The following is a 25639-nucleotide window of genomic DNA, read 5'->3' on the forward strand; positions in this document are numbered from 1 at the left end:
CAGTGCTGAGAGTATTTTTAGCGGGAAATTGATTCTCCATAAGAGAGCGGCATCACACCACAGAATTACAGTAATTGCGTACATAAATTCAGCGGGAAATGACATAAAAAAACGCGGTTTTGTCGACGGGAAAAAAGAGGAATAGCAGATTAGTCCATAACATCAGCCAACGAATCCTTGTTCCCGAATACCGAAGCATTCGGGAAAATGATTACCATTGGTAATAAATGTGGTCAGCGTGATCGCGAACCGGAGTGTCGTCGCCCAGCAGACGCGCCGAAAGCGTCAGCGCGAAATCGAAAATATGCCCTAACCCTTTGCCGCTAATCAGATTGCCATCTTCAACCACCGGCGCATCGATATATTCCCCATCGGTGACGTTTTGCCACAGCTCTCCAGAGCACACGTAGCGACGCCCCTTCAGCAGACCGTTGCCGCCCAACACCCGTGCAGCCGCAGAACACACCGGGCAGATGAGTTTCCCCTCATCATCATGACGAGCCACAAACCGGATAACCGCCTCACTGGCGGCAAGGTTAACGCTACCCTGCGGCCCGCCAGGCAACACGATGGCATCGTAGAGATACGACTGACGCGCGGCCAGCGTGCTGTCCGTTACCATCGGTACGTCATGGTAACTCACCACCGCGCGTGACTCCGCGCAGGCCAGCGTTTCAACCTCGATATTCAGTCGACGCAGAATATCAATGGTAACTATCGCCTCCGCCTCTTCAAAACCGGGTGCCAGCAGCACCGCGACTTTCTTCATATGTAACTCCTCGCTTTATCCACATAAACGAAACAATTAATGACGAATAGTTCTGGCCGTTAAATTTCTCAATTTGATTAAAACTGATCTGGCACAAAAAATTAGCTATCAGATCATTAATCCGATCGTGAAATTGCTTCGCAGCATGAACAGATAATCATCAGGAGCCAGACAATATCTTATTGTGGAAAATATTTTTGTGATTTAAAACACCATTTCATTATTGAAATGTGGATTTAATAACATAAATATCAACTCGTTGCATTCATGTCATCTATATGCAAAGAGAGCAGAAGCACAGATGGGGTGATGACAATATGTAAAAAAACATAAATACACAGATTTAAGGATTTTCTTATGTTGGAGCAAGCGTTATGCTGATTCATGATCGGGAGCGAATATAATTCGCGATCGCTAAAGGACCGGCGGAACGGATTTATTCTGCTAACAGTTATAATTGTACGTAGAGATGTAGTGCAGCGGCAGCCCGTTGTACTGGCGTTAGTAACGTACATCCCCCTTTCTGTAAATAAGGATATTGATATGGCTGCAGTTGGAATTGTTCATAAACTCAACACCCAAATGAACCTCGAGTTCTACGCATCGAATCTTTACCTGCATCTTAGTGAGTGGTGCTACGAACATAGCCTGACAGGTACCGCAACGTTTCTGCGCACTCAGGCGCAAGGTAATGTGACTCAAATGATGCGTATGTTCAATTACATGAAAAGTGCCGGGGCTAACCCCATCGTCAAGGCCATTGATGTTCCGGGTGATGAGCTGACTTCCCTTGAAGAATTGTTTCAGAAAACGTTGGATGAATATCAACAGCGCGCGAGTAAGCTCTCGCGCTTAACCAATGAAGCTGAAGCGTTAAACGATGCACCAACGATCGATTTTCTTCACGACCTGGAGAAAGAACAGCAGCAGGATGGTGTGCTGTTGCAGACGATTCTTGATGAAGTCCGCAGCGCCAAACGTGCAGGGCTGTGCATGGCGCAAACCGATAAGCACCTGCTTAACGTTGTTAACTATCAACAGCACTGATATCTGACGCCCCAACATCTGCGCCTCCCATTCTGCGAGGCGCAAAAAAACCTTTCTAAAACATGAAACAACGGTTTATTTTAGTGAGATTCATTCTGCGGCGTGAATTTCAACTCGATCAAGGCAACCGCTTTTTGTATTGCACGCATTGTGACCGGATCGGCACCTGCAGGATGGCTGGAAAAATCGATGTTTTTCAGCTGGCTGGACATTTTCTCCCGAACTTCTACCGGGGCAATAACATCAAGAACATCCAGAATTTGCTTGATAACCAGCTGACAGGCAACAACGTCCGAGAGCAGTTCCTGATCGGCATTCAGTGTTTGGGACATAGTGAGCTCCTTATAGAAAGGTCGTCATAGTACCCATTCAGCGCTCGAAACGATAGCCGCACACGCATTACGAATACGCTGAAACTAAAAATAGTTCCAGTCAGTTTCTTTTGAGATGGCAAGCACAGCATGAGTGAAAAGCTAGCGGTTGAGAACAAACGCGGTCTTTCCCCGGCAGCATTACTTGTTGCCGGAGCTTTCTTTATGGAGTTTATCGACGGTACGGTAATTGCCACCGCCCTGCCTGACATGGCCATTAGTTTTGGCGTGCAGGCGGTAGATCTGAACATTGGCATTAGCACCTACCTGATCACTCTCGCGGTACTGCGTACCACACCTAAACATCAATTGATCACTGCTATTGCGACCCTGACGTGGCCCGCATTAGTCGCGCCTATTATTGGTCCTCCTTTGGGAGGATTCATCATCAGCTACGCCAACTGGCGCTGGATTTTCTTTATTAATGTTCCGCTGGGAATACTGGCGATTGTGCTGGCGCTACGTTTTATCCCGGATATTCATGACGACGAGCGCCGCCCATTCGATATCGCGGGGTTTATCGCGACCTCTGTTGCGATGGTTAGCCTGGTGTATGCCATGGAGTTATTGGGAGCTCAGCAGCCGCAGGGCTGGCTGACCGCAGGGCTTCTGGCGCTAGGGGTAATGACCTTCCTGTTTGCTCTGCATCATTTTCGTCGCACCGCCCGGCCGATGATTCGTCTGGATGCCATGAGCGTTCCTACTTTTCGCATCACCATGTACGGTGGGTCGCTGTTTCGTGCTTCAATCAGCGCAGTACCATTTTTGCTGCCGTTAATGTTCCAGGTCGGTTTCGGCATGAACGCTTTTCACGCGGGTTCGCTGGTACTGGCGGTATTTGTGGGCAATCTGACGATTAAACCTGCTACCACGCCGTTGTTACGCCGGCTGGGCTTTAAGAAACTATTGCTGATCAACGGCGCACTGAACGTCCTGGCGTTGCTGGCCTGCGCATTGTTCACGCCACAGACCCCCACCTGGGTTATTTTACTGGTGTTGTATCTGGGCGGCGTGTTCCGCTCTATTCAGTTTACCGGCGTCAGCACGCTCGCTTTTGCGGACGTCCCCGCTTCACAAATGAGCTACGCCAATACGCTGTTCAGTACGGCAACACAATTAGCGGTAGGTTTAGGTATTTCATTAGCCGCTATTGGGATCCGCATCGGCGATGAAATCAGTGAATGGCTGGCATTAGGCAATATTCCAGGGAGCAGTTTCCGGTTGGCCTTTGTCATGATTGCCATTATTTGTCTTGTCGGTATGGTGGATACGCTGCGACTCGCCCCGGATGCTGGAAGCGCAGTATCAAACAAGAACAGATAGCCCGGCAGGTGCCCCCCCGGGCCAACAGAATTTAGCCAATTATCTCACGGACAAATGATTCAATCGCTTTGTCCTGGCAGTTCTCAAAGAAGCACTGCTGGAAGCGCGGGCCAGACACGGCGGTTTTCACCAGCTCAGGATCGATAGCGCGCAACGTGTCCAAATAGTTTTCTTTTACCACCGCCGCTTTCACTTGATTCAGTATACCAGCGTTACGCACCTGGGGCTCTTTACGCTCAGGTGGGTAACCTTCGCCGTTACGACCAGTGAACGCTTTCTCAAACATATAGCGCACATTCAACTCAGCACCCCAGCCAAAACCCTTGGCGAATGCCAGAGATAGCGCATTGCCGTTGTTGATCTGAGAGAACAAGAATGCGTCTGCCGGATCGAGGCAGTAACCACATACCACGCCCGGATGTATATTCAAAGACATCATTGCCCCCTGGCCCGTACCGCACCCCGTGACAACAAAATCCACCGCTTTAGAATTAAGCAGGATGCTGGCCATGATACCTAAATGGATGTAGGTCAGATGATGGTCATTTTCGTCGTTCATCCCGACGTTATACACGGGAAAACCTTTCTCATCCGCGACGGCCTTAAGCTCGTTATGAATGATGGCATTTTTGCTTGCCTGGCTGTTTTCCATCATCAATGCAATTTTCATTCTTTAATCTCCTGAATGCGCTGCGGTGGTCCGCTGAAAGTCATAACATTCAGGCCACATTACTATTTTGCAAACTCACTTTCAAATTTAATGAAATTTAGTTTTATAAAATAATGAAGTGCTCACATTTTTCCCTCGGCAGATCAGAATGGCCTCAATAAAATGACGTCGTTGCGATTAATCGCAGGTGATCTTCAGGCTATTCAAGCCATTGCTGAGGCAGCACGTATGCCATGATGTCGTATCTCCGTACTTTCAGAGCGATCACATGAAGACCTTTATCCTTGCCCTTTTGCCGCTCGTGCTGACAGGATGCACTATTACTAAACAGGCGCAGGTCAGTGAAGCCAGCGCCATCACCGGCGTGGTTCGCCTGACCTACAACCAGGCCATACTGCAAACGGCCCGTACTGATGACTACGTTACCCAAGGAACCGCGACCAAAGAGTGTCAGCGCCTGGGTTATGCCAACGCAATGGCGTTTGGTCAACCGGTTTCAACCTGTAGCGTATATGCCGGTTCTCTGTGCTTAAATACCAAAATTACGCTCGCCTGGCAGTGTCACGGTGTCGCAATCCGCCAATCACCTTCCTTCAATTATTAATATTTCCGACCAGCATATTCTTGCTGGTCTTCTGCCTTTTCATTATTTGTGTCCTGAGTTTAATAGCGTTAATGCGTTTTATTCCCATTCGTATTTTTGATAAATAATTATACTATTTTACCTTTTGCAAATAATTAAATAACAAATTATAGTGACGCCACGTCAATATATTAACGTTTGTGGAGCAGAACCATGCTAAAAACAGAAATGATCGACCAACTGAATGAGCAGATGAACCTTGAATTGTATTCATCGCTGCTCTACCAACAGATGAGCGCGTGGTGCAGCTATCACAGCTTTGAAGGTGCCGCCGCGTTTTTGCGCCGTCACGCCCAGGAAGAGATGACGCATATGCAGCGTCTGTTTGATTACCTCACCGACACCGGCAGTTTGCCGCGTATTAACACGGTCTCTTCCCCTTTTGCTGAATATGCGTCTTTAGACGAACTGTTCCGTGCGACTTACGAACACGAGCAGTTAATCACTCAGAAAATTAATGAGCTGGCACACGCGGCAATGACTCACCAGGATTATCCAACATTTAATTTCCTGCAATGGTATGTTGCCGAGCAGCATGAGGAAGAGAAATTATTTAAATCTGTCATCGATAAGTTATCGCTGGCAGGGAAAAGTGGTGAAGGTCTTTATTTCATCGATAAAGAACTGGCTACGCTTGATACACAGAATTAATGTTGTGAGGTAATAAGGGCAACACGCCATCATTACCTATTAATATCAGTGGCGGCAGATCTTGCTTTCGTGCGTAGAGAAGCCGTCTTCTTTTGCAATAAATTTTCCCTTCGCTGCTAAAAAAGCCACCAGTTCAGCTGCTGTCATATCCGTCGCAGAGCAAGTGTGAAAACGCGCCTGATCGCCAAACCGTGCCGTGATCGCCGCTTCAAGGCTGGCATTTGAATACTGCTCGCCAGATTCAATCATCATGTTGAGCACTTCGTGACCGTGAATAGATTCCATACTACCTCCTCAATAAAAGCCGTAGCCTAATGTGAACTGCATGGCGTTGCATTGCGCTAACGCAGGTTTATTCGCAGATAAATGTCATTTGGTACACATCTTAAAGCATAAAATATCGTAAACTTAAGTTTACAATCATTGTAACGGTGATTTGACGAAAATAGCGTTTTGCCTTAACCTGCGCCGCAGATATAACCATTGATTATCTCTGGGACAGAGGAAAGCGTGAAAAACAGAACCCTGGGTAGTATTTTTATCGTGGCGGGAACCACGATCGGCGCCGGTATGTTGGCAATGCCGTTGGCTGCAGCAGGCGTGGGATTTAGCGTCACGCTGGTATTGTTAGTGAGTCTTTGGGCGTTAATGTGCTACACCGCGCTGTTGCTGCTTGAAGTGTATCAACATGTACCGGCCGACACCGGGCTGGGTACGCTGGCAAAACGTTATCTTGGTCGTTACGGACAATGGGTAACGGGCTTTAGCATGATGTTCTTAATGTACGCCCTGACGGCGGCGTATATCAGTGGCGCGGGTGAACTGCTGGCTTCCAGTATCAGCGACTGGACCGGAACCACTCTTTCTCCGACCACAGGCGTGCTGCTGTTCACCTTTGTTGCCGGTGGTGTAGTTTGCGTGGGGACTTCGCTGGTCGATCTGTTCAACCGTTTGTTGTTCAGCGCCAAGATAATCTTCCTGGTGGCGATGCTGGCCCTGTTAATGCCGCATATCCATAAAGTAAACCTGCTTACGCTGCCGCTACAGCAGGGGCTGGCGCTGTCCGCCATTCCGGTTATCTTTACTTCGTTCGGTTTTCACGGCAGCGTCCCCAGTATCGTCAGCTATATGAACGGTAACATCCGTAAACTGCGTTGGGTGTTTATCACCGGTAGCGCCATTCCGCTGATCGCCTATATTTTCTGGCAACTGGCTACGCTCGGCAGTATTAACTCGTCCACGTTCATGGGGCTGTTAGCCAACCACGCTGGCTTAAACGGTTTATTGCAGGCATTGCGTGAAGTCGTAGCGTCGCCACACGTCGAACTGGCGGTGCATCTGTTTGCCGATCTTGCGCTGGCGACCTCTTTCCTCGGCGTCGCGCTGGGATTATTTGACTACCTGGCCGACCTCTTCCAGCGCCGTAATACCGTAGCGGGAAGAATGCAAACTGGCGTGGTGACCTTCGTGCCGCCGCTGGCATTCGCGCTATTCTATCCACGTGGCTTCGTTATGGCGCTAGGTTATGCGGGCGTTGCCCTGGCAGTGCTGGCGCTGCTGATCCCCTCGATGCTGGCATGGCAGAGCAGAAAACAGAATCCGCAGGCTACCTACCGCGTGGCGGGCGGTGCTCCGGTGCTGGCGCTGGTATTCTTGTGCGGCATTGTGGTGATCGCAGTACAGTTCTCTATTGCAGCAGGATTACTACCAGAAGTGGGTTAAAACAAAAGGGGCTTTCGCCCCTTTTATTAATGCAAACAGCACTGCTTATATTTCTTGCCGCTGCCGCACGGGCATGGGTCATTACGCCCTACTTTGGCATCCACTTTTACCGGTACCTTGACCGGCGTTTCCTGGGGATGCGCCATCCACCAGGCATGCAGATCCAGCGCTGCCAGTCGAATGGCATCCACGCTCTCTTCAAACGCTTCTGGCGTCAGTTTCTCAACCACCGCAAAGTTCTCTTCCGTGCCATGCAACGCGATAGCCTCGAGCGCTGGTTTTAACGTGTCTGGTAACGTAGACCAGTCCGACAACGCAACGCCGCGCATATAACCGAAGCACCACTCTTCAACGATGGTCAGTTCATGCTCGTCAATTTCACGCAAACCAAACAGCGGCTCAAACTGATCAGGATATTCATCCAGACGATCGGCCGTATCCGCCATATGTTGAAACGCCAGGTTCATGAAACGCGTCATTTCTTTTTCGGAGGACCAGCGAGGAACATACTGCGCGCCGCCCCAAATAGCGACCAGCCACTGCTCCGGTTCAATTTCATACGGTGAACTCAGCACCGCCGTCAGTAAACCATCCAGTTCGGATACATCCAGAATAGCCTTGTCCGTGTTGTACTTTGTCAGTACATCATCCAGCCATTCCAGTTCGCTCTCGTTTAATGGTCCCGTTTTCATAACGCTTTTCCTTAGTCAAAAAATCTTGCCTGTGATCATCCTACATGGCTGGAGGGATAACAGATACAAATGGGCATATGCGGCTTACAGCTGCCGCTTGTTCAGGTTAACAGGAAAAGTGGAGAATTCCGGAAGTTAACGCACAAAAGAGAACACGAAGCCGCCGGGCATCATACCGGGAAAACACAATAAAACCACCCGCAGGTGGTTTACTGTTGCTCAATACGGTTGAGCGTTGCGGTATAACCCGTTTTCGCTACTGCGTTAAGTAGAATATCGGTTGAAAAACCTTCAGGCACGATCGCTTCTGCCTGCCGGGTCTTGAGGGAGGATTTTGCTTTAATCACGCCGTCAGTGTCACGTAGCGCCTGATTGACCGAAATAACGCACAACGAGCAGGTCATGTTTTGTATATCCAGCACCACTTTTTGGTTGGCCGCCTGAGCCCACAGCGGTAACAGCAAGCATGCAACTAACGTGAAGATCTTCATTCAACTACCTCATAAAACCAGGCTACAAGCGTTGGGTAAAATAGGACAGGTAAAATCAACGCCAGCGCGCACCAGTAAAAAATGCGCGCTTGCTTCAGCGTTAACCACCCGGAGCACCACAGCCGTTTGGAAAAATAGAGCCGCCAGAAGACATGCAGTAATAATCCCAGGGATAGCAGCACCAGAGGCGTACGCAAAAACTCAAACCGGGTAAAGATGGCAAAGCTCGCCGCCGAAATACCAAACAGCAGGTATAACAGCGGCCCAACGCAGCATAAACCCGCGGTGACTGCCGCCGCAGCGGCTGTCAATATAGTGAGACCCGCCCCTTTAGCGTTGTTCTGTAGCGACATAGCTGTAGGAGAACGCTTTAGGATCATAGAAATTAATCGGGTCGCCATCGACTTCAGTATAAGGATAACCAAAGTTGTTCATCGCGCCCTGCTCCGTTGCCGGATACAGCTCGAAATCACGCCCGTAGTTGAATCCAACCCAGTTCATTTCCCAGTTGCCAAACAGGTAGGTATTCACGGCCTGGACATCGGCGTCCTGATGCGATTTTTTCTCTGCCAGACGCATTTTGGTCACATCAGCGGGATCGCAAGGTAACCAGCCGTAACCTGCCAGATAGAATTCGGCGCGGCAGTGTTGTCCACCGCTCACGTCGGCGACTCCCGCGCTGTCGGCTTTGCCAAAAGCGCTTTTCGAATAACGTTCAAGCTTATTGGCTTTGCCCAGACGGATGCCAAACAGTTCACGCGCCGGAATGCCGCTGGCGCGCGCGAGAGCCACAAAAACGGAGCTCATGTCGGTACATTTGCCTTTGAGCATACCGCTTTTCAAGATCTCGGCCACATCACCCGTGCCACAGCCAATAACGTCGTTATCGCGTTCCATATGACTGCTGACCCATTCGTAAATCAGACGTGCTTTTTTCAGCGGGTCCGTCTCATTACCGGTGATTTTACGCGCGGTTTCCAGAACCAGCCCATCAACAGGGGTGTGTGCCGTTGGCAACAGGTACGGTTTTACATCCAGCGGATAAATAATCTGCTCGGGCGCTTGCCAGGTTTTCAGCGCGTCGTGCTTCAGCGGTTCCCAGTCGGCGGTTTCAATATCAATATTAACGTCAATCAACAATTCGCCCTGCGAATCAGGCCAGGTGGCAAACAGCGTTTTCGCACCATAGGTATTATTGGTGGTGACGTACGCCTGCTTATAGTTCCCACTAAAGGCAAGCGCTGTAATTTGCTGAAACGCGGTATCCACCGGTAGCGGGATCCACAGTTTCACCACGCCGCTCGATCCCTTTGGAGGGGTGAGTTTATACGTTTGTGATAAGACAAAGCGTCGACGCGTCACTGGCGCGCCTGAAGGCTCTGCGGCGCTTACCGTCTGGCTTAAAACCGCTGGGCCGACTAAACCGGCGGCGGAAAGGAGAACGCTATTTTTGAGAAATTGTCGACGTTGCATTAGTGTCTGTCCATGTTGTAAGAGTTGTGCTACGGAAACCGTATACGATCATCACAGCAGACAGACGCTGATAATAAAGGTGAGTCGATGGAGGCTATTCATCAATAACAGACCTGTTAACTGTGAATGAAATGAAAAACTACGTGGCCGCTATTAAGCCATTTACAGGCAAAAAAGTACAGTAACGAGGACGAGTTCAGTATACATACACATTCGTTGCCAGTTTGCGGGCTAACCCTCTTGCTCCCTCGCGCATGACCGTATCGTGATTCCACCGAAAAGCGGGGGCTGCCAGCAGTGCAAGATAATTCATCCAGCGGATCGTGGTGCGGACGTTCCAGTCATATCTGACGAAAGTCTCTGCGCCATTGGCGGAAAAAGACCACACGCCTCGCCCTTCCACCGCGCCGCTGGCTTGTCCTTCAAGCAGAGTGCAGGGCTGAATATTCAAGACGTTGATATCAAAGGTTAAGCGATAAGGGAGCACGCCTTTCCAGGTATAACGGTGCAGCGCACCAATACCCTGCATGTCCCCTTTCTTTATCTCAACGATACGTTCCAGACTTCCCCACCATTCCGGCCACTGGTCCGGATGAGAAAAAACATCCCATACATCCTGAATTGAAGCCTCAACCCGCCAGAGCGTGGAAAACTGATAGTCAGCCATAGTCAAGATTCCCTCAAGGCGTGAAGAAATTGGCGGGGAAACGGATGTTGATAATCATAGCATCCAGCAGAACGGTTTCTGATCGCTGACCATCAGGCGCATAGCTGATCACTTTGGCAGGGAGTCCGTGATAATTATCCAGCCAGATGTCGTAGCGGTGAACACCATCAACAACCATGGTTCCCGGCCCAACCACGGACACGCGGGTTGTCGTCCGTCCTGCAATGCTCTCCTGACCAGCGATGGTCGTTGTACCCGAGCGCTGCAAATGGCGAATATTACCCAGCAACACGCCAATATCAGAGCGATCCACCCGATGACCGCGCTCATCCTGGATCAATGAATTGGTGGGCGATAGGTGGAAAATGGGCAATGTACCCACACCGAATGGCCATAATGTCACTTTACCGCTGACAGGATTAAAGATAACCACTGCACCTGAATGCGGCTGGGTAAAATCCATTCGCACGTAGCCGGGTTTTTGATAGCTGTAGCGAATGATTTTGCTTTCACCCAACGGCGACGAGGAGCGCAGCATAACCTGATAAGAAGTCATGTTAGTGAATGAACGTTGTGAAACCGCAATCGGATCGATGATCCTGCCAGTCTGCGAAAATGCTGAGCAACTCAAGACAAGTAATGCCGCGAACACGACTAGCGGAGAAAATGAGACGCTCATGACCGCCCCTGTATCAGCACTCTCTGCCAACAGGCGTCATCACCTGTCGATACTTTTATTATAGTTCTTAAATTGCGAGCCATTCCCCACTCGCGCCGATTCGCAAATAGAAAGATTGGCAACAATGGGGGTTTTGAGGTCGGTTAACGCATCAGGCAGATTTACCTGCCGCAAGTTATCCAGAATAACAGGCACAAAAAAACCACCCGTAGGTGGTTTCACGACACTGCTTATTGCTTTGATTATTCTGTTCTTTCCCATGGTACCCGGAGTGGGACTTGAACCCACACAGCGCGAACGCCGAGGGATTTTAAATCCCTTGTGTCTACCGATTCCACCATCCGGGCTCGGGAAGAAATTGGAGGCGCGTTCCGGAGTCGAACCGGACTAGACGGATTTGCAATCCGCTACATAACCGCTTTGCTAACGCGCCGAAATCTTCTGGCTTTTCAGCCGACATCCGCAATTGCCGATGTCTTTAATCTGGAGCGGGAAACGAGACTCGAACTCGCGACCCCGACCTTGGCAAGGTCGTGCTCTACCAACTGAGCTATTCCCGCATCACCAAGTAACTTTGTTAATCACTTGATTTTGTTATCGTCTGGCAATCAGTGCTGCCGTTCGATGCGTTGCATTCTACTTACCTGACGCAATGAGTCAACGATATTTTTCACCACTGACGATCGTTTGCTGAAATTTGCGTCGAAACGATCACTGTTCAAGCAAATCTCCCCATGCAGCCCTCAAATACTGGAACATTGACCACAAAGTCAGTATCGCGGCAACGAAGAAAAGTGCGATCCCTGCGTACTCAACCCAGATATTTGGACGCCAAAGCAGCCATGCCAACGCGGCCATTTGGGAAGTAGTTTTCACTTTTCCGATCCAGGACACTGCCACACTGCTGCGTTTACCCAGTTCAGCCATCCATTCACGCAGCGCAGAGATAATTATTTCACGCGCGATCATCGTGGCGGCAGGCAGCGTCACCCACCAGCTGTGATAGTGTTCGGTCACCAGCACCATCGCGATAGCCACCAGCACTTTATCAGCGACCGGATCGAGGAAGGCGCCAAAACGCGTGCTTTGGTTCCAGCGACGCGCCAGAAAACCGTCAAACCAGTCGGTGACCGCCGCGATACAGAAGATCAGCGCGCAAACGAAGGGAGCCCAGGTGAATGGCAGATAAAACGCCAATACAAAGAATGGGATCAGGATGACGCGAAACAGCGTGAGCAACGTAGGGATATTAAATTGCATATGACGGATAACTATCTGTTGTCAGTGAAATTACCCCTATGTTGCTACAGAGGGCTTAATGTTTCAACGAGTAGAAGATCTTTTCTGCCAGAGCTTGCGAAATACCCGGCACTTTTGCAATTTCTTCAATGCTCGCGTTACGAAGACCTTGCAAACCGCCCATATATTTCAATAACATCTGCCGACGTTTTGGTCCAACGCCCTCAATGGTTTCCAGCGTGCTGGTACTTTTCACCTTCGCCCGTTTTTTACGGTGTCCGCTAATCGCATGATCGTGAGATTCATCGCGGATATGCTGGATAACGTGCAACGCAGGCGAATCCGGTGGCAGGCTAAAGCCCTCTCCTTCCGGCTCAAAGAACAGCGTTTCCAGACCGGCTTTACGATCGGCCCCTTTTGCCACCCCCAGCAATAGCGGATGTTGTTTGTCCCAGGGAACGTCCAGCTCAGCAAAAACGGCTTTCGCCTGCCCCAGTTGACCTTTACCACCGTCGATCAAGATAACGTCCGGAATCTTACTTTCTTCAATCGCCTTACCGTAACGCCGACGCAGAACCTGATTCATGGCCGCATAATCATCACCCGGCGTAATGCCAGTGATGTTATAGCGACGATACTCCGCACGCAGCGGTCCATTGGCATCAAATACCACGCAGGAGGCAACCGTCTGCTCGCCCATCGTATGACTGATATCAAAGCACTCCATGCGTTTTACTTCCGGAAGCTTCAGTACCGATGCCAGCGCCGTCAGACGTTGTGTAATCGTCGACTGCTGGGAAAGCTTCGTGGTTAACGCCACTGCCGCATTAGTTCGCGCCAGCTTCAGATAACGGGCGCGATCGCCTCGTGGTTTCGTCTGAACATTAATCTTCCGCCCAGCCAACTCAGACAAAGAATCCGCCAACAAGGTTTTATCGCTAAGCTTAAAATCGAGCAGGATCTCACCGGGTAAGGTGCGCATCTGACTCCCCTGCAGATAAAACTGTCCGACGAAGGTTTCTACGACCTCGCCGAGCTCTGTTCCACCAGGCACTTTCGGGAAATAGCTGCGACTGCCTAACACTTTACCCTGGCGAATAAACAGAACGTGCACACAGGCCATGCCTGCATCAAACGCCACGCCGATGACGTCCAGATCGTCTCCAGTATTAGAAACAAACTGTTTTTCGGTCACGCGGCGTACGGCCTGAATTTGGTCACGAATGCGCGCAGCCTCTTCAAATTCGAGACTCTGGCTGGCCTTTTCCATCCGGGCGATCAGTTGGGTCAATACCTGATCGTCTTTCCCGGACAGGAACAGACGAACGTAATCAACCTGCTGCGCATACTCTTCCTCACTTACCAGGCCCGCCACACACGGACCGAGGCAGCGGCCAATCTGATATTGCAGACATGGACGCGAGCGGTTGCGATAAACACTATTTTCGCACTGACGAATAGGGAATATTTTCTGCAACAGCGCCAGCGTTTCACGTACCGCATAGCCGTTAGGGAACGGGCCAAAGTACTCGCCTTTGGCGTGCTTTGCGCCACGATGCATCGCCAGGCGAGGATGGGTATCGCCGCTGAGGAAAATAAAAGGATAGGATTTATCGTCACGCAGCAAAACGTTATAGCGCGGCTGATACAGCTTAATGTAGTTGTGCTCAAGCAGTAACGCTTCGGTTTCGGTATGCGTTACCGTGACATCAATCTGCTGTATTTGCGCGACCAGCGCTTCGGTTTTACGCGACGCGAGGTTGCTACGAAAGTAGCTGGAAAGCCTTTTTTTCAGGTCTTTCGCTTTCCCGACATAGATGACCGTCCCGGCGGCATCATACATGCGATAAACGCCGGGCTGACTGGTCACGGTTTTCAGGAAAGCTTTAGCATCAAACTGATCGGTCACTGGCTTGTTAATGTCTCCGCATTACACAAGCCATGGCGAATTGCCAGGTGAGTCAGTTCAACATCGCCGTGAATGTTTAATTTACTGAACATTCGATAACGATAACTGTTCACCGTCTTAGGACTAAGATTCAGCTGTTCTGAGATCTCATTGACCTTCTGACCTTTGGTGATCATCAGCATAATCTGCAACTCACGTTCAGACAAACTGGCAAACGGGGTTTCCGTTTTCTCAGGCTCAATCTGGCTGAGCGCCATCTGCTGAGCGATGTCGGAGGCTATATAACGTTGGCCGGAAAAAACCGAACGAATCGCACTTACGACCTCCTGGGGCGCAGCCCCTTTGCTGAGATAGCCCGCGGCTCCTGCCTGCATGACTTTTGCAGGCAACGGATTTTCGGTATGGACAGTCAGCATGATCACTTTAATGTCAGCCGTTGAACGCGCAATTTTACGCGTTGCCTCAAGGCCACCAATACCGGGCATATTCATGTCCATCAGCACAACGTCAACGGCGTTTGAGCGGCACCATTTTACCGCATCCTCGCCGCAGCACGCCTCGCCGACAACTTTAATGCCTTTTATATCTTCAAGAATGCGTCGTATCCCTGCGCGCACCAGTTCGTGGTCATCAACAAGAAAAACGTTGATCAAAGGAATATCTCCAGAATAGGGATAACGCTACCGATAGTTAATCGGTCCTATGTTAACGGGTTTTATCTCAACTTTGAAATGTAAAAAACACCTGTCTTTCGATTTTGCTCTCGTTTTTGGAAATTAGTTTGTACGAAGAGTGGAAACATTCAGTACTGATAACCTTTTGCCACGGTTATATCTGTGTAGCTGTTTCATAATGGTGACAAAAAGATCATATTCCTTCGCTGAATGCAAACCAAGCAGTCAAAGTTGTAACAATAATTAACGAGTAAAATACTCGAAATAAACAACAAGTGGAGAAAATATATGCGCTGCAACAAGTTGTTTATTTTAATGTCCGCACCTCTCAATTGCACAAAAAACAACCACTGATATTTTTAGCCTCGCTTATGGTATACTCCGCCGCCTTAAGATTTGACATCGCACTTTTTCATTGAAACATAACGAGGAAAATAAATGAGTACGCCTGACTTTTCCACTGCTGAGAATAACCAGGAACTGGCCAATGAAGTCACCTGCCTGAAAGCCATGTTAACGCTGATGCTGCAGGCAATGGGTCAAGCCGATGCAGGACGCGTGATTCTTAAAATGGAAAAACAGATCGCACTGATTGAAGATCAATCACAGGCTGCGGTATTTTCCAGCACTGTTAAGCAAATTAAACAGGCTTACCGCCAGTAATAAGAAACCGGCTGAGAGCATCGCTATCAGCCGGTTTTGCGTCTGAAACTCAGAACGATAATTTACTCAGATAAGCCCGGTTGCAGCGGCATAACAGGCGATCTGCGTTTTGTTTGGTGCATTAAATTTCTTTTGCATATTTTTCTGGTGAAAGTTAACGGTATTTTCAGAAATCGACAGAATTATCGCTATCTCTGAAGAGGTTTTCCCCTCCGCCGTCCATTTCAATATTTCTTTTTCCCGCTTACTAAAGCGCATCTCTGGCGCCATGACCATGTCATCTTCCAGCCGCGTCAGTACCGACAAACTTTCCCGCACCAGTAGTTGCATCCTGAGCTCTACCTCATCGCTGGCAAAACAACTATTACGGACACTCGCACGCGATACCGATAAAAAACCCAACGCCCGATTAGGCAACATTAAGCATTGCGTCATTCCTTTCCGTAAACCGTGATTGCGCGCAGCATCCCACAGGGGCTGTGCATCGCGAAATAAGGAATCGTTCCAGGGTAAATGCCCCTGACTGAAGTTTTCAGGTTTCAGTACCGGGTCAATCGCAAAATAATTCTCGGACTGATAATGCGCCACCCAGGCTTTGGGATACGTCGTGTGAAGCGACGTTTTAGGCCGGGTAAAAGGTACGGGATGACGAACACAGAGCGCGTAAAAGTCGAACTCTAAATGCTGCGTCTGTTGTTGTAATTCGTTATAGACATCCTCTGCCGTCGCCATTTCCTGAAAGCGTAACAGCATGCTCCGTCGCCAGGTGAAGAAATCATGACCCTGCATACTAAGTGGTAATACCCCTGAGATTGATAATCATCCAAACATATGAAACAAGCTAACACATAAATGTATTTTATATATGTAAATTATCGGACAACTGAGCAATTACTTGAGCATTACTCAATGGCGGAAGAAAGTAACAGCATTAAACGTTAATAATAAAGCAATAATTATAAATAGTTATGCGAACAGCACTCGCTAAAAACAATTTAGACGAGTGCTGCATGCACTATTTATTGCATCAGAAACTTTTCAAGAAACTGACGGGTTCGTGGCTGCTGCGGATGCGTGAATAAGGATTTCGCTGGCCCTTGTTCTACTATCCGTCCTTGATCCATAAATATCGCCCGATCGGCCACGTCACGCGCAAAGCTCATTTCGTGCGTCACAATCACCATCGTTCGCTTTTCCTGCGCCAGTTGACGGATGGTATTAAGTACCTCGCCAACCAGTTCAGGGTCGAGCGCAGAGGTCGGCTCATCAAAAAGAATCACCTCAGGGCGCATCGCCAGCGCTCGGGCAATAGCCACACGCTGCTGTTGTCCACCGGACAAGCGACGTGGATAGCTGGTTTCTTTACCTGCCAGCCCGACTTTTGCCAGCAGTTCGCGCGCACGCGCTATGGCTTCGGCTTTCGGCTCGCCTTTAACAATCACCGGACCTTCAATAATGTTTTCCAGTACCGTACGATGCGGGAACAAATTAAAGTTCTGGAACACAAAACCCACATGCTGGCGCAACTGACGAATCAGGCCTTTTTGCTGAGTTAACGAACGCGCGGTATCGATCGTAATCTCACCGACTTTAATGGTGCCCGCCTCCGGTTGCTCCAGCAAATTAATGCTTCTCAGCAGCGTGGTTTTGCCCGAACCGCTCGGCCCGATAATTGCCACCACTTCACCGGGTTTGACGTCAAGATCGATCCCATGAAGCACCGTTTGTCCATGAAATTTTTTGACCAGGTTTCTGACTTCGATAGCACTCATTTCGGCTCTCTCTCCTGGCGGTTCAGTTGCTCTTCAAAATAGTTTTGCAGTGCAGAAAGCACCGTTGCCATCACCCAATAAATCAACGAGGCCGCCAGATACATCGTGAACACTTCCAGCGTACGCGAGGTAATCAATTGCGCCTGACGGAACAGTTCCGGTACCTGAATAGTCGCGGCCAGAGAGGTGTCTTTCACCAGGCTGATAAAGCTGTTGCTCAGCGGTGGAAGTGCAACCCGCGCAGCCTGCGGCAGGATCGCCCGACGCATGGTTTGCCAGCGCGTCATACCAATACTGGCCCCCGCCTCCCACTGCCCCTTATCGATGGAAGAGATTGCCGCACGCAGCGTTTCCGCAGCGTAAGCGGCTGTATTAAGCGACAAGCCAATCATTGCTGCCGGGATGGGGTCCAGCTCAATACCAAACTGCGGCAGACCGTAATAAATCATAAACAGCTGGGCAATCAACGGTGTTCCGCGAAAGACAGAGATATAAAAGCGCGCCAGCCAGCGCACAGGCAGCAGTGGCGACAGACGCATCAGTGCCAGAATAAACCCCAGCACAAGGCCAAAGAACATCCCGCCGATACTCAGTTGCAGCGTAAAAACCGCGCCTTTGAGCAGATACGGCAGAGAATCAATCACCAGTTGGATACTTTCTTGCATTAGCGTTTTTCTACCTGGTCGTTACACGTGAGGATGGTAGGCAAACAGCGCAGGCGCCCCACCAGTATGGATAAAGAGAATTGGCCCTTCATCTTTGAAGCGTTTCTGGCTGATGCCGTCAATAAGACCCGCCATTGCCTTGCCGGTATAAACCGGATCCAACAAGATGCCTTCGAGGCGCGCCAGCAGTTTTACCGCCTCCATGCCCTCTTCGTTTGGCGTACCGTAGCCCGGCGCAAAATAATCATCCCATAGCAGGATATCCGCAGTGGCCGTCAGCTCCAGTTCACGGGCAATATCCTGCTGCAGCGTAACAACTTTGGGTTTTTGATCCGCCACGCTGCGCGAGACGGTCACACCGATAAGTTCAACGTCTGGCATCAGTTGCTCCAGCCCCACCGCCAGTCCGGCATGCGTTCCAGCGCTACCCGACGCGACCACCACGGAAGAGAGCGAAACGGCCCCTTCACACTGCTGGGCAATTTCCAGCGCGCTTTCCACGTAGCCCAGCGCGCCCAAAGCATTAGACCCCCCAACCGTGATCACATAAGGCCGAAACCCTTGCGCTTCAATCCGCGTCGCGAGCTCCTGCAACTGCGCATTCGGATCGGTTAGCGCATCGCACATTTCGATCTGCGTATTAAACAGGTCCAGCAGCAGACGGTTGCCATTGCTAAGATAGTTTTCAGCCGTGGTGCCAATCGGATTTTCCAGCAGCGCCACGCAGTGCAGACCAAGTTTAGCCGCAACCGCCGCTGTCTGGCGAACGTGGTTAGACTGAATCGCACCTGCGGTTATCAGCGTATCCGCGCCTTCACGCAGCGCGTCTGCGGCCAGAAACTCCAGCTTACGCAGCTTATTGCCGCCCATGGCCATCGGCGTGACGTCATCGCGTTTAATGAAAATATCGCGCCCGAGATAGTCTGAGAAGCGCGGAAGATATTCGAGCGGCGTTGGCGCGCCAATAAATTCCAGACGTGGAAAGCGCGTTAAGTTATGCAGTGGCATATAGCCTCCGGTATTCGTTGTTGTGATGTTCTTTTTATTATGCACGTTCAGGCGCAATGAAATAAAAAAAGGCGCTGTTAAAGGCGCCTTTTTTCATCGGGTGACGATTATTTCGTCACATCCGCTCCAAACCATTTTTCAGACAGAGCCTTCAGCGTACCGTCTTTTTGCATTTCAGCAATGGCTGCATCAACCGCTTTCAGCAGATCTTCATTGCCTTTACGCAGCGCCACGCCGGATTCCTGGCGGGAGAACGCTTCGCCAGTGACGGCCAGCGTATCTTTGGTTTTCTTGACCAGATCAAGCGCGGCCAGACGATCAACAAGAATGGCGTCAATACGGCCTACGCGCAGATCCTGATATTTGGTCGGGTCATCGTCATAGGTACGAATATCCACGCCCTGTACGTTCTGGCGCAGCCACTCTTCATAGTTGGTGCCCAGACCAACGCCGACTTTTTTACCTTTCAGATCGGCGGCGGTCTTAATAACGCCTTCATTGCCTTTCTTCACCAGTGCCTGAATGCCGGAGACCGTATACGGGGTGGAGAAATCGTATTTTTTCTTACGTTCGTCAGAGATGGTCACCTGGTTGATCACCACGTCAATGCGTTTGGAATCAAGAGAAGCCAGCATACCGTCCCATTTGGTCGGTTTCAGCGTGGCTTTCACGCCAAGGTGCTTTGCCAGTTCCTCGGCGAATTCCACTTCGAAACCGGTCAGTTTGCCGTCATCGCCCTGAAAACTAAACGGGGGATAGGTCCCTTCCAGGCCCACCAGCAGCGTGCCGCGCTCTTTAACTTTATTTAACAGACCTTCATCTGCATAAGTCTTCACGCTCATTCCGGCGACAAGTGCAACAGCCATTACACCCATCAGAGCCTGACGTCCCAGAAGTGCTAATTTCATAGTTACCCCGAATATTGTCATTAGTGACTATCATTTATGACTAGAGTGTAAAGCGTTTGCGGTGATCCACAAACACGACTCTGTTACACCTTATTCGTTTTTAATATATATCAGAACTGGCTGTCCAGGAGGATTTCTGCATATGTCCCATATGGGTATGGGCTTTGAACTGCTCATACTTACGTAAGGCGATACGGTAATTGTTGGTGCTGGTTTCCGGCAGCCACGGGGCAAGGTTTTCGTCGAGGAAGCCTTCCTGCAGCAGGTCATGAGAGATGTTTTGTTCGGTGAGATGATTCCCGAGGCGGCGCAGGCGGACAACGTATTCGCGGACTGTACCGTGGCTCATTTCAGTCTGCTCAAATAAAAATTGTTTGAAACCGATAATGTCAAAAAAGTCGCTCTGCTTCTTGCAGTGTAAATCACCGCAAAAACGACATAGCGCCACCCACTCTTTTTTCTCCTGTTCCCACTCGGCTTCGTTCAGCAACGTGTCCAGGCGAGCGATGGCGATTTTATTGACAATTTTCCCGCGGCGAACCAGCGTGATCCGGTCGAGCAACTTGAGGCAATGGGCGCAATGCGTCTGGCTGTGTTTGAAATCTTTGAGATAGCGGCTTAGAGGCCGTCTTTTTGATTGCTGCACCGTCATGAGAACTCCTGGTAGTCAATTCGTAATGCGGCATTGTTCAGGGGTAATGATGTACCCCTATAGCTTACCCAGCTTGGTGCGTAGACGTTTGATGGCCTGACTGTGCAACTGGCTGACCCGTGACTCCCCGACTTCCAGTACCGCGCCAATCTCTTTCAGATTCAGCTCTTCCTGGTAGTACAGCGTTAACACCAGCTTTTCGCGCTCCGGCAACGCCTCGATCGCGTCCATCACGCGCTGGCGGAGGTTACCCTCAAGAAGCTGCTGTAACGGGTTTTCCTGCTGATGTTCTTCCGTCACCAGCTCAATACTATCGCCATGCTCTTCCCGCCACTCGTCGTAGGAGAAGAGTTGGCTGTTATTGGTATCAAGCAACATCTGACGATACTCTTGCACAGGAATAGCCAGACGCTCCGCCACCTCGGTTTCCGTCGCGTTACGCCCTAATTCCTGCTCCAGTTGTCCCATCGCCTGGGCCACTTCGCGAGCATTGCGCCGAACGCTACGCGGCACCCAATCCCGGCTACGTAGTTCGTCCAGCATCGCTCCACGAATACGCTGCACTGCGTAAGTGGTAAATGCCGTTCCTTGCAAAGCGTCATATCGGTCCACGGCATTCAATAACCCGATGCCGCCCGCTTGTAGCAGGTCATCCAGTTCTACGCTCGCCGGCAAACGCACCTGAAGGCGCAATGCTTCGTGACGCACCAACGGTACATAACGCTGCCACAGCGAGTGTTTATCCATTACACCTTCAGCGGTATACAGTGAATTCACGATAAACAGCCCTGCGTTAAATGAGTTATCGGCATGATTATCCGTTTCTGCAGGGGTTTTAATCGGGTGAATAGTGGGTGAAATGGGGGGTTATTTAGGGGTTACGGGTAAAGCCGAATGTAAAAAACCCCGCCGGAGCGGGGTTTGCGCGATAAGCGTAAATTAACGCAGCAGAGACAGAACGTTCTGCGGAACCTGGTTGGCCTGTGCCAGTACAGAGGTACCTGCCTGCTGCAGGATCTGTGCTTTAGACATGTTGGACACTTCGGTCGCGTAGTCGGCATCTTCGATACGGCTACGAGCAGAAGTCAGGTTGTTAACGGTGTTACCCAGGTTGGTGATGGTAGAATCGAAACGGTTCTGCACCGCACCGAGGTCAGAACGCAGTGCATCAACCTGTGCCAGAGCTTTATCAAGTACAGCCAGCGGATCTGCAGTGCTGGTGCTTGCTTTAGCAACGTCTTCGTTAACCAGTTTAGGGCTACCGTTTTTATCGGTAGTAACATACATGGTTTTAGCGCCAGTGGTCACGTTACCATCAATATCAACGTTATAAGTTGCACCACTCGCTTTCAGCGTGCTGCCAGTTTTGGTTGCGTTAGCATTTTGCAAATCAGTAACCGTAGCGGCTTTGTTTGCGGTTGTTGCGCTAGTCGTCAATGTTCCGTTTTGAGAAGCATACAGCGCTACGTCAGTCTTAACAGTGGCCTTAGTACCCGTTGCATCCTCAGCAGCAACAGTAAAGGTAACCGTTTTGCCATCAACTTTAGCACTGTAGGTACCATTACCAAATGCGTCAGCATCAGCCTTAGCTGTAAATTCCATACCATCATAAGTGAATTTATCACCAGCTTTAGCATTAGCACCTAATTTTGCCATGCTCACGGCGCTACTGTTTTGTGTGTCAGTGGTCGTATAAATAGTAGAAGCTGTATTCGCCTGAGTCGCACTATCTGTTAAGCCACCATCTTTGGCACTAACATACATGTCTTTGCCGCCAACCTGTACACCCTGAGTTTTAACATCAACAGTAACAGTATTGACTACCGCGGCAGCCGCACCACCAACACTTACGGAAGCACTGTAGTTATCAGTACCAGTCGCACCAAACTTGGAGATCAGATCGCTGGCAGTGGCTTTCTGCGCACCGTTCACGCGGAAATCAGATACACCCAGGCTCTGAGTATCGATTTTTTTCAGGTCGATGGAGATAGTTTCGCCGTCGTTAGCGCCAACCTGAATTTTCAGGGTGTTGTCCTGAGCCAGCACTTTCACGCCGTTGAACTGAGTCTGACCGGATACGCGGTCAATTTCGCCCAGACGCTGAGTGATTTCGTTCTGGATGGAAGTCAGGTCGCTATCGGAGTTGGAGCCGTTAGTTGCCTGAACAGTCAGTTCACGTACACGCTGCAGGTTGTTGTTGATTTCGTTCAGCGCACCTTCAGTAGTCTGCGCGATGGAGATACCGTCGTTGGCGTTACGGGAAGCCTGAGTCAGACCTTTGATGTTTGCGGTAAAGCGGTTAGCGATCGCCTGACCAGCAGCATCGTCTTTCGCGCTGTTGATACGCAGACCAGAGGACAGACGCTCGATAGCGGAGCTCAGAGTAGACTGAGATTTGTTCAGGTTGTTTTGGGTCAACAGCGACAGGCTGTTTGTATTGATGACTTGTGCCATGATCTTTTCCTTATCAATTACAACTTGATGTTATTGGGCTGTTGCCCACGGTTTCTCACCGTAACCCATGTATCGGCACGTTAATTTCGAACTTTAGAAAATTTTTACTTTCCGCCCTCTTTTTTCTTAGCCCCTGAAATACCCTCTTTATATGCCATTATTCTGCGCATTATTTTTGCAAAACTATCATTAAACTTTGCGCGCAGATTGCCGATAACCCGCTTAACTACTGTTTGCAATCACAAGGAATTAGGCATGCCTTCATTTACATCATTGGGCGTCGGCTCAAACTTACCGCTGGATACATTGCTGACAAATCTGACGACTGCTGAAAAAAAACGTTTAACTCCAATTACTCAGCAGCAGAGTTCAAACACTGCGAGACTGACGGCCTACGGGACGCTAAAAAGCGCGCTGGAAAAATTCCAGACGGCAAATACCACATTAAATAGCGCTGATCTGTTTAAAAGCACCACCGTCACCAGCAGTACAGAAGATCTTACGGCATCGACCTCTGCCGGCGCAGCGGCTGGAACCTATATGATTAGCGTGACGCAACTGGCGCAGGCGCAATCATTAACGACGAAAAGCGGTATCAGTTCAGTGAAAGAGGCGTTAGGTGACACTTCCTCTGACACCCGCACGATTAAAATCGAGCAAAAAGGTCGTAAAGAACCTCTGGAAATTAAGTTAGGCAAAAACCAGACGTCACTTGAAGGAATTAGAGATGCCATTAACGACGCTGACAGCGGTATTTCCGCCAGTATCGTGAAAGTTAAGGAAAATGATTATCAGCTGGTATTAACGGCCGACAGCGGTGTCGATAATAAGATGACCATTTCGGTTAGCGGCGACAGTAAGCTCAATGATTTACTGGCCTACGACAGCACCGCTGGCAGCGGAAATATGAAACAGCTGGTGGAAGCCAAAAATGCGTTGTTAAAGGTTAATGGTATTGATATTGAACGCCCAAGCAACACCATTACCGATGCTCCGCAGGGCGTAACGCTGAATCTGACCAAAGTGGTCACCGACGCGCGCCTCACCGTCACCAAGAGCAATGATAAAGCAACGGAAGCGATCAAAGGGTGGGTTGATGCCTACAACTCGCTGCTGGATACCTTCTCAACGCTGACCAAATACACCGAAGTAGATCCAGGGGCCGAAACTCAGGACACCAATAACGGTGCTCTGCTCGGTGACAGCGCAGTACGTACTATCCAGACAGGGATCCGCGCCCAATTTTCCAACGGTGCTGGCGACGGTGCATTTAAAACGTTAGGCGAAATCGGGATTACCACAGACGGAACGTCCGGCAAACTGAAAATTGATGACACCAAGCTGAAAAAAGCACTGGAAGATAATACCGCGGCTACACGTCAGTTGCTGGTTGGTGATGGCAAAGAAACCGGGATTACCACAAAAATTGCCACTGAAGTAAAAGGTTACCTTGCCGATGACGGCATTATTGACGTAGCCCAGGACAATATTAACGCCACACTAAAAAAACTGACCAAACAATATCTGGCCGTCAGCAATAGTATCGACGATACCGTCGCGCGCTATAAAGCACAGTTTACTCAGCTTGATAGCATGATGAGCAAGCTGAACAGCACCAGTACTTATCTGGGTCAACAATTTTCAGCCATGAGCAATTCCTGATAACACGAGGTAAGCATGTATACCGCGAGCGGTACCAAAGCCTATGCACAAGTCAGCATAGAGAGTGGCGTGATGAGCGCCAGTCCGCATCAGTTGATCGAAATGTTGTTTGATGGCGCGAACAGTGCCCTGGTGCGCGCTCGCCTGTTTATGCAACAGGGCGATATCGTCGCTAAAGGCGAGGCTCTAAGTAAAGCCATTAACATTATCGACAATGGTCTGAAAGCGGGGCTGGATCAAGAGAATGGCGGCGAAATCGCCACCAACCTGTCCTCACTGTACGACTATATGATCCGCCGTTTACTGCAAGCTAACTTGCGTAATGATTGTCAGGCTATTGAAGAAGTCGAAGGGTTGCTCGGCAACATTGCGGAAGCCTGGAAACAGATCTCACCGAAAGCGACGTCCCAGGAGTCTCGTTAATGACCTCAGCCGTGGAGTTTATCAACCGTTGGCAGCGCATCGCGCTGCTCAGTCACTCACTGCTGGAACTGGCGCAGCGCGGTGAATGGGACCTTTTACTGGAACAGGAAGTTACCTATCTGCAAAGTATTGAAGTGGTCATGGAAGAGCAAACTCCACCAGGCATTACGCGAAGTATTCAGGATTTAGCCGCCGGGTACATTAAACAGACGCTGGATAACGAACAGTTACTCAAAACATTGTTGCAGCAGCGCCTGGATGAGCTCAGCAATCTCATCGGTCAATCGACCCGCCAGAAGACGCTAAATAACGCCTATGGCCGTCTTTCCGGCATGCTGTTAGTCCCCGACGCCCCCACTACCCCACAATAATTTCCCGTCTCGTCTGAATAATCTTCCATACTCCAGAGGTC

General features: G+C 49.9%; 31 protein-coding genes and 3 tRNA genes. 10 read left to right on the forward strand and 24 right to left on the reverse strand.

The genetic code is table 11. From position 1 onward, the window contains the following. Window positions 1-211: 211 nt before the first annotated feature. Window positions 212-769, reverse strand: coding sequence for a DJ-1/PfpI family protein (locus ACU8YC_RS04030; protein ID WP_151218869.1), 558 nt, complete (start codon window positions 767-769; stop codon window positions 212-214). Window positions 770-1312: 543 nt separating this feature from the next. On the opposite strand from ACU8YC_RS04030, the gene ACU8YC_RS04035 reads away from it, so the two are divergent. Beyond that, complete coding sequence (locus ACU8YC_RS04035) at window positions 1313-1816, forward strand: non-heme ferritin-like protein (protein WP_151225622.1); 504 nt, start codon at window positions 1313-1315, stop codon at window positions 1814-1816. Window positions 1817-1896: 80 nt separating this feature from the next. Here ACU8YC_RS04035 and ACU8YC_RS04040 read toward each other — a convergent pair whose 3' ends face one another. Further along, window positions 1897-2148 carry a DUF2766 family protein gene (locus ACU8YC_RS04040; RefSeq protein ID WP_016153452.1) on the reverse strand — a complete coding sequence of 84 codons (252 nt, stop codon included), beginning with the start codon at window positions 2146-2148 and terminating at the stop codon, window positions 1897-1899. 129 nt (window positions 2149-2277) lie between these two features. Here ACU8YC_RS04040 and ACU8YC_RS04045 point away from each other — a divergent pair, with 129 nt between their 5' ends. Beyond that, window positions 2278-3510, forward strand: coding sequence for an MFS transporter (locus ACU8YC_RS04045; protein WP_446895021.1), 1233 nt, complete (start codon window positions 2278-2280; stop codon window positions 3508-3510). A 31-nt stretch (window positions 3511-3541) separates the two neighbouring features. Here the strand turns inward: ACU8YC_RS04045 and ACU8YC_RS04050 are convergent, their stop codons facing one another. Continuing rightward, entirely contained in the window at window positions 3542-4180 is a 639-nt protein-coding gene (locus ACU8YC_RS04050; protein ID WP_151218872.1) for an RpiB/LacA/LacB family sugar-phosphate isomerase, read from the reverse strand. A gap of 268 nt (window positions 4181-4448) precedes the next feature. Here ACU8YC_RS04050 and yecR point away from each other — a divergent pair, with 268 nt between their 5' ends. Then, the gene (gene yecR / locus ACU8YC_RS04055; protein ID WP_151218873.1) at window positions 4449-4784 is read left to right on the forward strand and encodes a YecR family lipoprotein; all 336 of its coding nucleotides are present in this window, start codon (window positions 4449-4451) and stop codon (window positions 4782-4784) included. 192 nt (window positions 4785-4976) lie between these two features. Beyond that, entirely contained in the window at window positions 4977-5474 is a 498-nt protein-coding gene (ftnA, locus tag ACU8YC_RS04060) for a non-heme ferritin (protein ID WP_151218874.1), read from the forward strand. A 45-nt stretch (window positions 5475-5519) separates the two neighbouring features. On the opposite strand, the gene ACU8YC_RS04065 is transcribed toward ftnA, so the two are convergent. Further along, window positions 5520-5759, reverse strand: a complete 240-nt coding sequence (locus tag ACU8YC_RS04065; RefSeq protein ID WP_151218875.1) for a YecH family metal-binding protein — start codon at window positions 5757-5759, stop codon at window positions 5520-5522. Window positions 5760-5984: 225 nt separating this feature from the next. Here ACU8YC_RS04065 and tyrP point away from each other — a divergent pair, with 225 nt between their 5' ends. Next, window positions 5985-7196, forward strand: coding sequence for a tyrosine transporter TyrP (gene tyrP / locus ACU8YC_RS04070; RefSeq protein ID WP_187258810.1), 1212 nt, complete (start codon window positions 5985-5987; stop codon window positions 7194-7196). 26 nt (window positions 7197-7222) lie between these two features. Here tyrP and ACU8YC_RS04075 read toward each other — a convergent pair whose 3' ends face one another. The 12 genes from ACU8YC_RS04075 to uvrY form a co-directional block, all read right to left on the reverse strand. Continuing rightward, the gene (locus tag ACU8YC_RS04075; protein ID WP_151218877.1) at window positions 7223-7888 is read right to left on the reverse strand and encodes a YecA/YgfB family protein; all 666 of its coding nucleotides are present in this window, start codon (window positions 7886-7888) and stop codon (window positions 7223-7225) included. A gap of 209 nt (window positions 7889-8097) precedes the next feature. Then, complete coding sequence (locus ACU8YC_RS04080) at window positions 8098-8379, reverse strand: heavy-metal-associated domain-containing protein (RefSeq protein ID WP_151218878.1); 282 nt, start codon at window positions 8377-8379, stop codon at window positions 8098-8100. After that, window positions 8376-8732, reverse strand: a complete 357-nt coding sequence (locus ACU8YC_RS04085) for a mercuric transporter MerT family protein (RefSeq protein ID WP_151218879.1) — start codon at window positions 8730-8732, stop codon at window positions 8376-8378. The genes ACU8YC_RS04080 and ACU8YC_RS04085 overlap by 4 nt, the downstream gene beginning before the upstream one ends. Then, window positions 8710-9852: a transglutaminase domain-containing protein gene (locus ACU8YC_RS04090; protein ID WP_446895022.1), complete on the reverse strand. Its 1143-nt coding sequence runs from the start codon at window positions 9850-9852 to the stop codon at window positions 8710-8712. Before ACU8YC_RS04090 ends, ACU8YC_RS04085 begins: the two co-directional genes overlap by 23 nt. Before the next feature lie 196 nt (window positions 9853-10048). Then, a complete protein-coding gene (locus ACU8YC_RS04095; RefSeq protein WP_151218881.1) occupies window positions 10049-10519 on the reverse strand; it encodes an SRPBCC family protein in 471 nt (156 codons plus the stop codon). Window positions 10520-10532: 13 nt separating this feature from the next. Beyond that, complete coding sequence (locus ACU8YC_RS04100) at window positions 10533-11198, reverse strand: LolA family protein (RefSeq protein WP_446895023.1); 666 nt, start codon at window positions 11196-11198, stop codon at window positions 10533-10535. Between the two features lie 260 nt (window positions 11199-11458). Further along, window positions 11459-11545, reverse strand: a tRNA-Leu gene (locus tag ACU8YC_RS04105). 12 nt (window positions 11546-11557) lie between these two features. Continuing rightward, window positions 11558-11631, reverse strand: a tRNA-Cys gene (locus ACU8YC_RS04110). 51 nt (window positions 11632-11682) lie between these two features. Continuing rightward, a tRNA-Gly gene (locus ACU8YC_RS04115) sits at window positions 11683-11758 on the reverse strand. 151 nt (window positions 11759-11909) lie between these two features. Further along, on the reverse strand, window positions 11910-12458 hold the full coding sequence (gene pgsA / locus ACU8YC_RS04120) for a CDP-diacylglycerol--glycerol-3-phosphate 3-phosphatidyltransferase (protein WP_446895024.1): 549 nt from the start codon (window positions 12456-12458) through the stop codon (window positions 11910-11912). 55 nt (window positions 12459-12513) lie between these two features. After that, the gene (uvrC, locus tag ACU8YC_RS04125; RefSeq protein WP_210905229.1) at window positions 12514-14346 is read right to left on the reverse strand and encodes an excinuclease ABC subunit UvrC; all 1833 of its coding nucleotides are present in this window, start codon (window positions 14344-14346) and stop codon (window positions 12514-12516) included. Then, window positions 14343-14999: a UvrY/SirA/GacA family response regulator transcription factor gene (gene uvrY / locus ACU8YC_RS04130; RefSeq protein ID WP_151218899.1), complete on the reverse strand. Its 657-nt coding sequence runs from the start codon at window positions 14997-14999 to the stop codon at window positions 14343-14345. Before uvrY ends, uvrC begins: the two co-directional genes overlap by 4 nt. A 392-nt stretch (window positions 15000-15391) precedes the next feature. On the opposite strand from uvrY, the gene ACU8YC_RS04135 reads away from it, so the two are divergent. Both ACU8YC_RS04135 and ACU8YC_RS04140 read left to right on the forward strand, forming a co-directional pair. After that, window positions 15392-15439 (forward strand): hypothetical protein, encoded by a 48-nt coding sequence (locus ACU8YC_RS04135; RefSeq protein WP_418657834.1) that lies wholly within the window; start codon window positions 15392-15394, stop codon window positions 15437-15439. A 19-nt stretch (window positions 15440-15458) separates the two neighbouring features. Then, a complete protein-coding gene (locus ACU8YC_RS04140; protein WP_016153474.1) occupies window positions 15459-15683 on the forward strand; it encodes a DUF2594 family protein in 225 nt (74 codons plus the stop codon). 66 nt (window positions 15684-15749) lie between these two features. On the opposite strand, the gene sdiA is transcribed toward ACU8YC_RS04140, so the two are convergent. The 8 genes from sdiA to ACU8YC_RS04180 form a co-directional block, all read right to left on the reverse strand. Then, a complete protein-coding gene (gene sdiA / locus ACU8YC_RS04145) occupies window positions 15750-16472 on the reverse strand; it encodes a transcriptional regulator SdiA (protein ID WP_151218900.1) in 723 nt (240 codons plus the stop codon). 230 nt (window positions 16473-16702) lie between these two features. Further along, window positions 16703-17455, reverse strand: coding sequence for an L-cystine ABC transporter ATP-binding protein TcyN (tcyN, locus tag ACU8YC_RS04150; protein ID WP_137397256.1), 753 nt, complete (start codon window positions 17453-17455; stop codon window positions 16703-16705). Then, window positions 17452-18120: a cystine ABC transporter permease gene (gene tcyL, locus ACU8YC_RS04155; RefSeq protein ID WP_151218902.1), complete on the reverse strand. Its 669-nt coding sequence runs from the start codon at window positions 18118-18120 to the stop codon at window positions 17452-17454. The genes tcyN and tcyL overlap by 4 nt, the downstream gene beginning before the upstream one ends. 21 nt (window positions 18121-18141) lie before the next feature. Beyond that, entirely contained in the window at window positions 18142-19128 is a 987-nt protein-coding gene (gene dcyD, locus ACU8YC_RS04160) for a D-cysteine desulfhydrase (protein WP_446895025.1), read from the reverse strand. Between the two features lie 107 nt (window positions 19129-19235). Further along, complete coding sequence (gene tcyJ / locus ACU8YC_RS04165) at window positions 19236-20036, reverse strand: cystine ABC transporter substrate-binding protein (RefSeq protein WP_151218904.1); 801 nt, start codon at window positions 20034-20036, stop codon at window positions 19236-19238. Between the two features lie 100 nt (window positions 20037-20136). Further along, the gene (gene fliZ / locus ACU8YC_RS04170; RefSeq protein ID WP_446895026.1) at window positions 20137-20688 is read right to left on the reverse strand and encodes a flagella biosynthesis regulatory protein FliZ; all 552 of its coding nucleotides are present in this window, start codon (window positions 20686-20688) and stop codon (window positions 20137-20139) included. A gap of 57 nt (window positions 20689-20745) precedes the next feature. Next, window positions 20746-21465 (reverse strand): RNA polymerase sigma factor FliA, encoded by a 720-nt coding sequence (fliA, locus tag ACU8YC_RS04175; protein ID WP_016153479.1) that lies wholly within the window; start codon window positions 21463-21465, stop codon window positions 20746-20748. 162 nt (window positions 21466-21627) lie between these two features. Then, window positions 21628-23142 carry a flagellin N-terminal helical domain-containing protein gene (locus tag ACU8YC_RS04180; protein WP_210905230.1) on the reverse strand — a complete coding sequence of 505 codons (1515 nt, stop codon included), beginning with the start codon at window positions 23140-23142 and terminating at the stop codon, window positions 21628-21630. A 255-nt stretch (window positions 23143-23397) separates the two neighbouring features. Here ACU8YC_RS04180 and fliD point away from each other — a divergent pair, with 255 nt between their 5' ends. Genes fliD through fliT form a run of 3 tightly spaced genes read left to right on the forward strand, consistent with a single transcriptional unit; the run spans window position 23398 to window position 25598 of the window. Beyond that, complete coding sequence (gene fliD / locus ACU8YC_RS04185) at window positions 23398-24804, forward strand: flagellar filament capping protein FliD (protein WP_210905231.1); 1407 nt, start codon at window positions 23398-23400, stop codon at window positions 24802-24804. A 15-nt stretch (window positions 24805-24819) separates the two neighbouring features. After that, window positions 24820-25227, forward strand: coding sequence for a flagellar export chaperone FliS (gene fliS, locus ACU8YC_RS04190; protein WP_086503972.1), 408 nt, complete (start codon window positions 24820-24822; stop codon window positions 25225-25227). Further along, the gene (fliT, locus tag ACU8YC_RS04195; RefSeq protein ID WP_151218906.1) at window positions 25227-25598 is read left to right on the forward strand and encodes a flagella biosynthesis regulatory protein FliT; all 372 of its coding nucleotides are present in this window, start codon (window positions 25227-25229) and stop codon (window positions 25596-25598) included. The genes fliS and fliT overlap by 1 nt, the downstream gene beginning before the upstream one ends. The last annotated feature ends 41 nt before the right edge of the window (window positions 25599-25639 follow it).

This window comes from Citrobacter sp. VF227 (assembly GCF_052950715.1).

Coding starts and splice junctions, on each gene's coding strand:
- ACU8YC_RS04030 (WP_151218869.1), bottom strand. CDS start 769: ATGAAGAAAGTCGCGGTGCTGCTGGCACCCGGTTTTGAAGAGGCGGAG.
- ACU8YC_RS04035 (WP_151225622.1), top strand. CDS start 1,313: ATGGCTGCAGTTGGAATTGTTCATAAACTCAACACCCAAATGAACCTC.
- ACU8YC_RS04040 (WP_016153452.1), bottom strand. CDS start 2,148: ATGTCCCAAACACTGAATGCCGATCAGGAACTGCTCTCGGACGTTGTT.
- ACU8YC_RS04045 (WP_446895021.1), top strand. CDS start 2,278: ATGAGTGAAAAGCTAGCGGTTGAGAACAAACGCGGTCTTTCCCCGGCA.
- ACU8YC_RS04050 (WP_151218872.1), bottom strand. CDS start 4,180: ATGAAAATTGCATTGATGATGGAAAACAGCCAGGCAAGCAAAAATGCC.
- yecR (WP_151218873.1), top strand. CDS start 4,449: ATGAAGACCTTTATCCTTGCCCTTTTGCCGCTCGTGCTGACAGGATGC.
- ftnA (WP_151218874.1), top strand. CDS start 4,977: ATGCTAAAAACAGAAATGATCGACCAACTGAATGAGCAGATGAACCTT.
- ACU8YC_RS04065 (WP_151218875.1), bottom strand. CDS start 5,759: ATGGAATCTATTCACGGTCACGAAGTGCTCAACATGATGATTGAATCT.
- ACU8YC_RS04075 (WP_151218877.1), bottom strand. CDS start 7,888: ATGAAAACGGGACCATTAAACGAGAGCGAACTGGAATGGCTGGATGAT.
- ACU8YC_RS04080 (WP_151218878.1), bottom strand. CDS start 8,379: ATGAAGATCTTCACGTTAGTTGCATGCTTGCTGTTACCGCTGTGGGCT.
- ACU8YC_RS04085 (WP_151218879.1), bottom strand. CDS start 8,732: ATGTCGCTACAGAACAACGCTAAAGGGGCGGGTCTCACTATATTGACA.
- ACU8YC_RS04090 (WP_446895022.1), bottom strand. CDS start 9,852: ATGCAACGTCGACAATTTCTCAAAAATAGCGTTCTCCTTTCCGCCGCC.
- ACU8YC_RS04095 (WP_151218881.1), bottom strand. CDS start 10,519: ATGGCTGACTATCAGTTTTCCACGCTCTGGCGGGTTGAGGCTTCAATT.
- ACU8YC_RS04100 (WP_446895023.1), bottom strand. CDS start 11,198: ATGAGCGTCTCATTTTCTCCGCTAGTCGTGTTCGCGGCATTACTTGTC.
- pgsA (WP_446895024.1), bottom strand. CDS start 12,458: ATGCAATTTAATATCCCTACGTTGCTCACGCTGTTTCGCGTCATCCTG.
- ACU8YC_RS04140 (WP_016153474.1), top strand. CDS start 15,459: ATGAGTACGCCTGACTTTTCCACTGCTGAGAATAACCAGGAACTGGCC.
- sdiA (WP_151218900.1), bottom strand. CDS start 16,472: ATGCAGGGTCATGATTTCTTCACCTGGCGACGGAGCATGCTGTTACGC.
- tcyN (WP_137397256.1), bottom strand. CDS start 17,455: ATGAGTGCTATCGAAGTCAGAAACCTGGTCAAAAAATTTCATGGACAA.
- tcyL (WP_151218902.1), bottom strand. CDS start 18,120: ATGCAAGAAAGTATCCAACTGGTGATTGATTCTCTGCCGTATCTGCTC.
- dcyD (WP_446895025.1), bottom strand. CDS start 19,128: ATGCCACTGCATAACTTAACGCGCTTTCCACGTCTGGAATTTATTGGC.
- tcyJ (WP_151218904.1), bottom strand. CDS start 20,036: ATGAAATTAGCACTTCTGGGACGTCAGGCTCTGATGGGTGTAATGGCT.
- fliZ (WP_446895026.1), bottom strand. CDS start 20,688: ATGACGGTGCAGCAATCAAAAAGACGGCCTCTAAGCCGCTATCTCAAA.
- ACU8YC_RS04180 (WP_210905230.1), bottom strand. CDS start 23,142: ATGGCACAAGTCATCAATACAAACAGCCTGTCGCTGTTGACCCAAAAC.
- fliD (WP_210905231.1), top strand. CDS start 23,398: ATGCCTTCATTTACATCATTGGGCGTCGGCTCAAACTTACCGCTGGAT.
- fliS (WP_086503972.1), top strand. CDS start 24,820: ATGTATACCGCGAGCGGTACCAAAGCCTATGCACAAGTCAGCATAGAG.
- fliT (WP_151218906.1), top strand. CDS start 25,227: ATGACCTCAGCCGTGGAGTTTATCAACCGTTGGCAGCGCATCGCGCTG.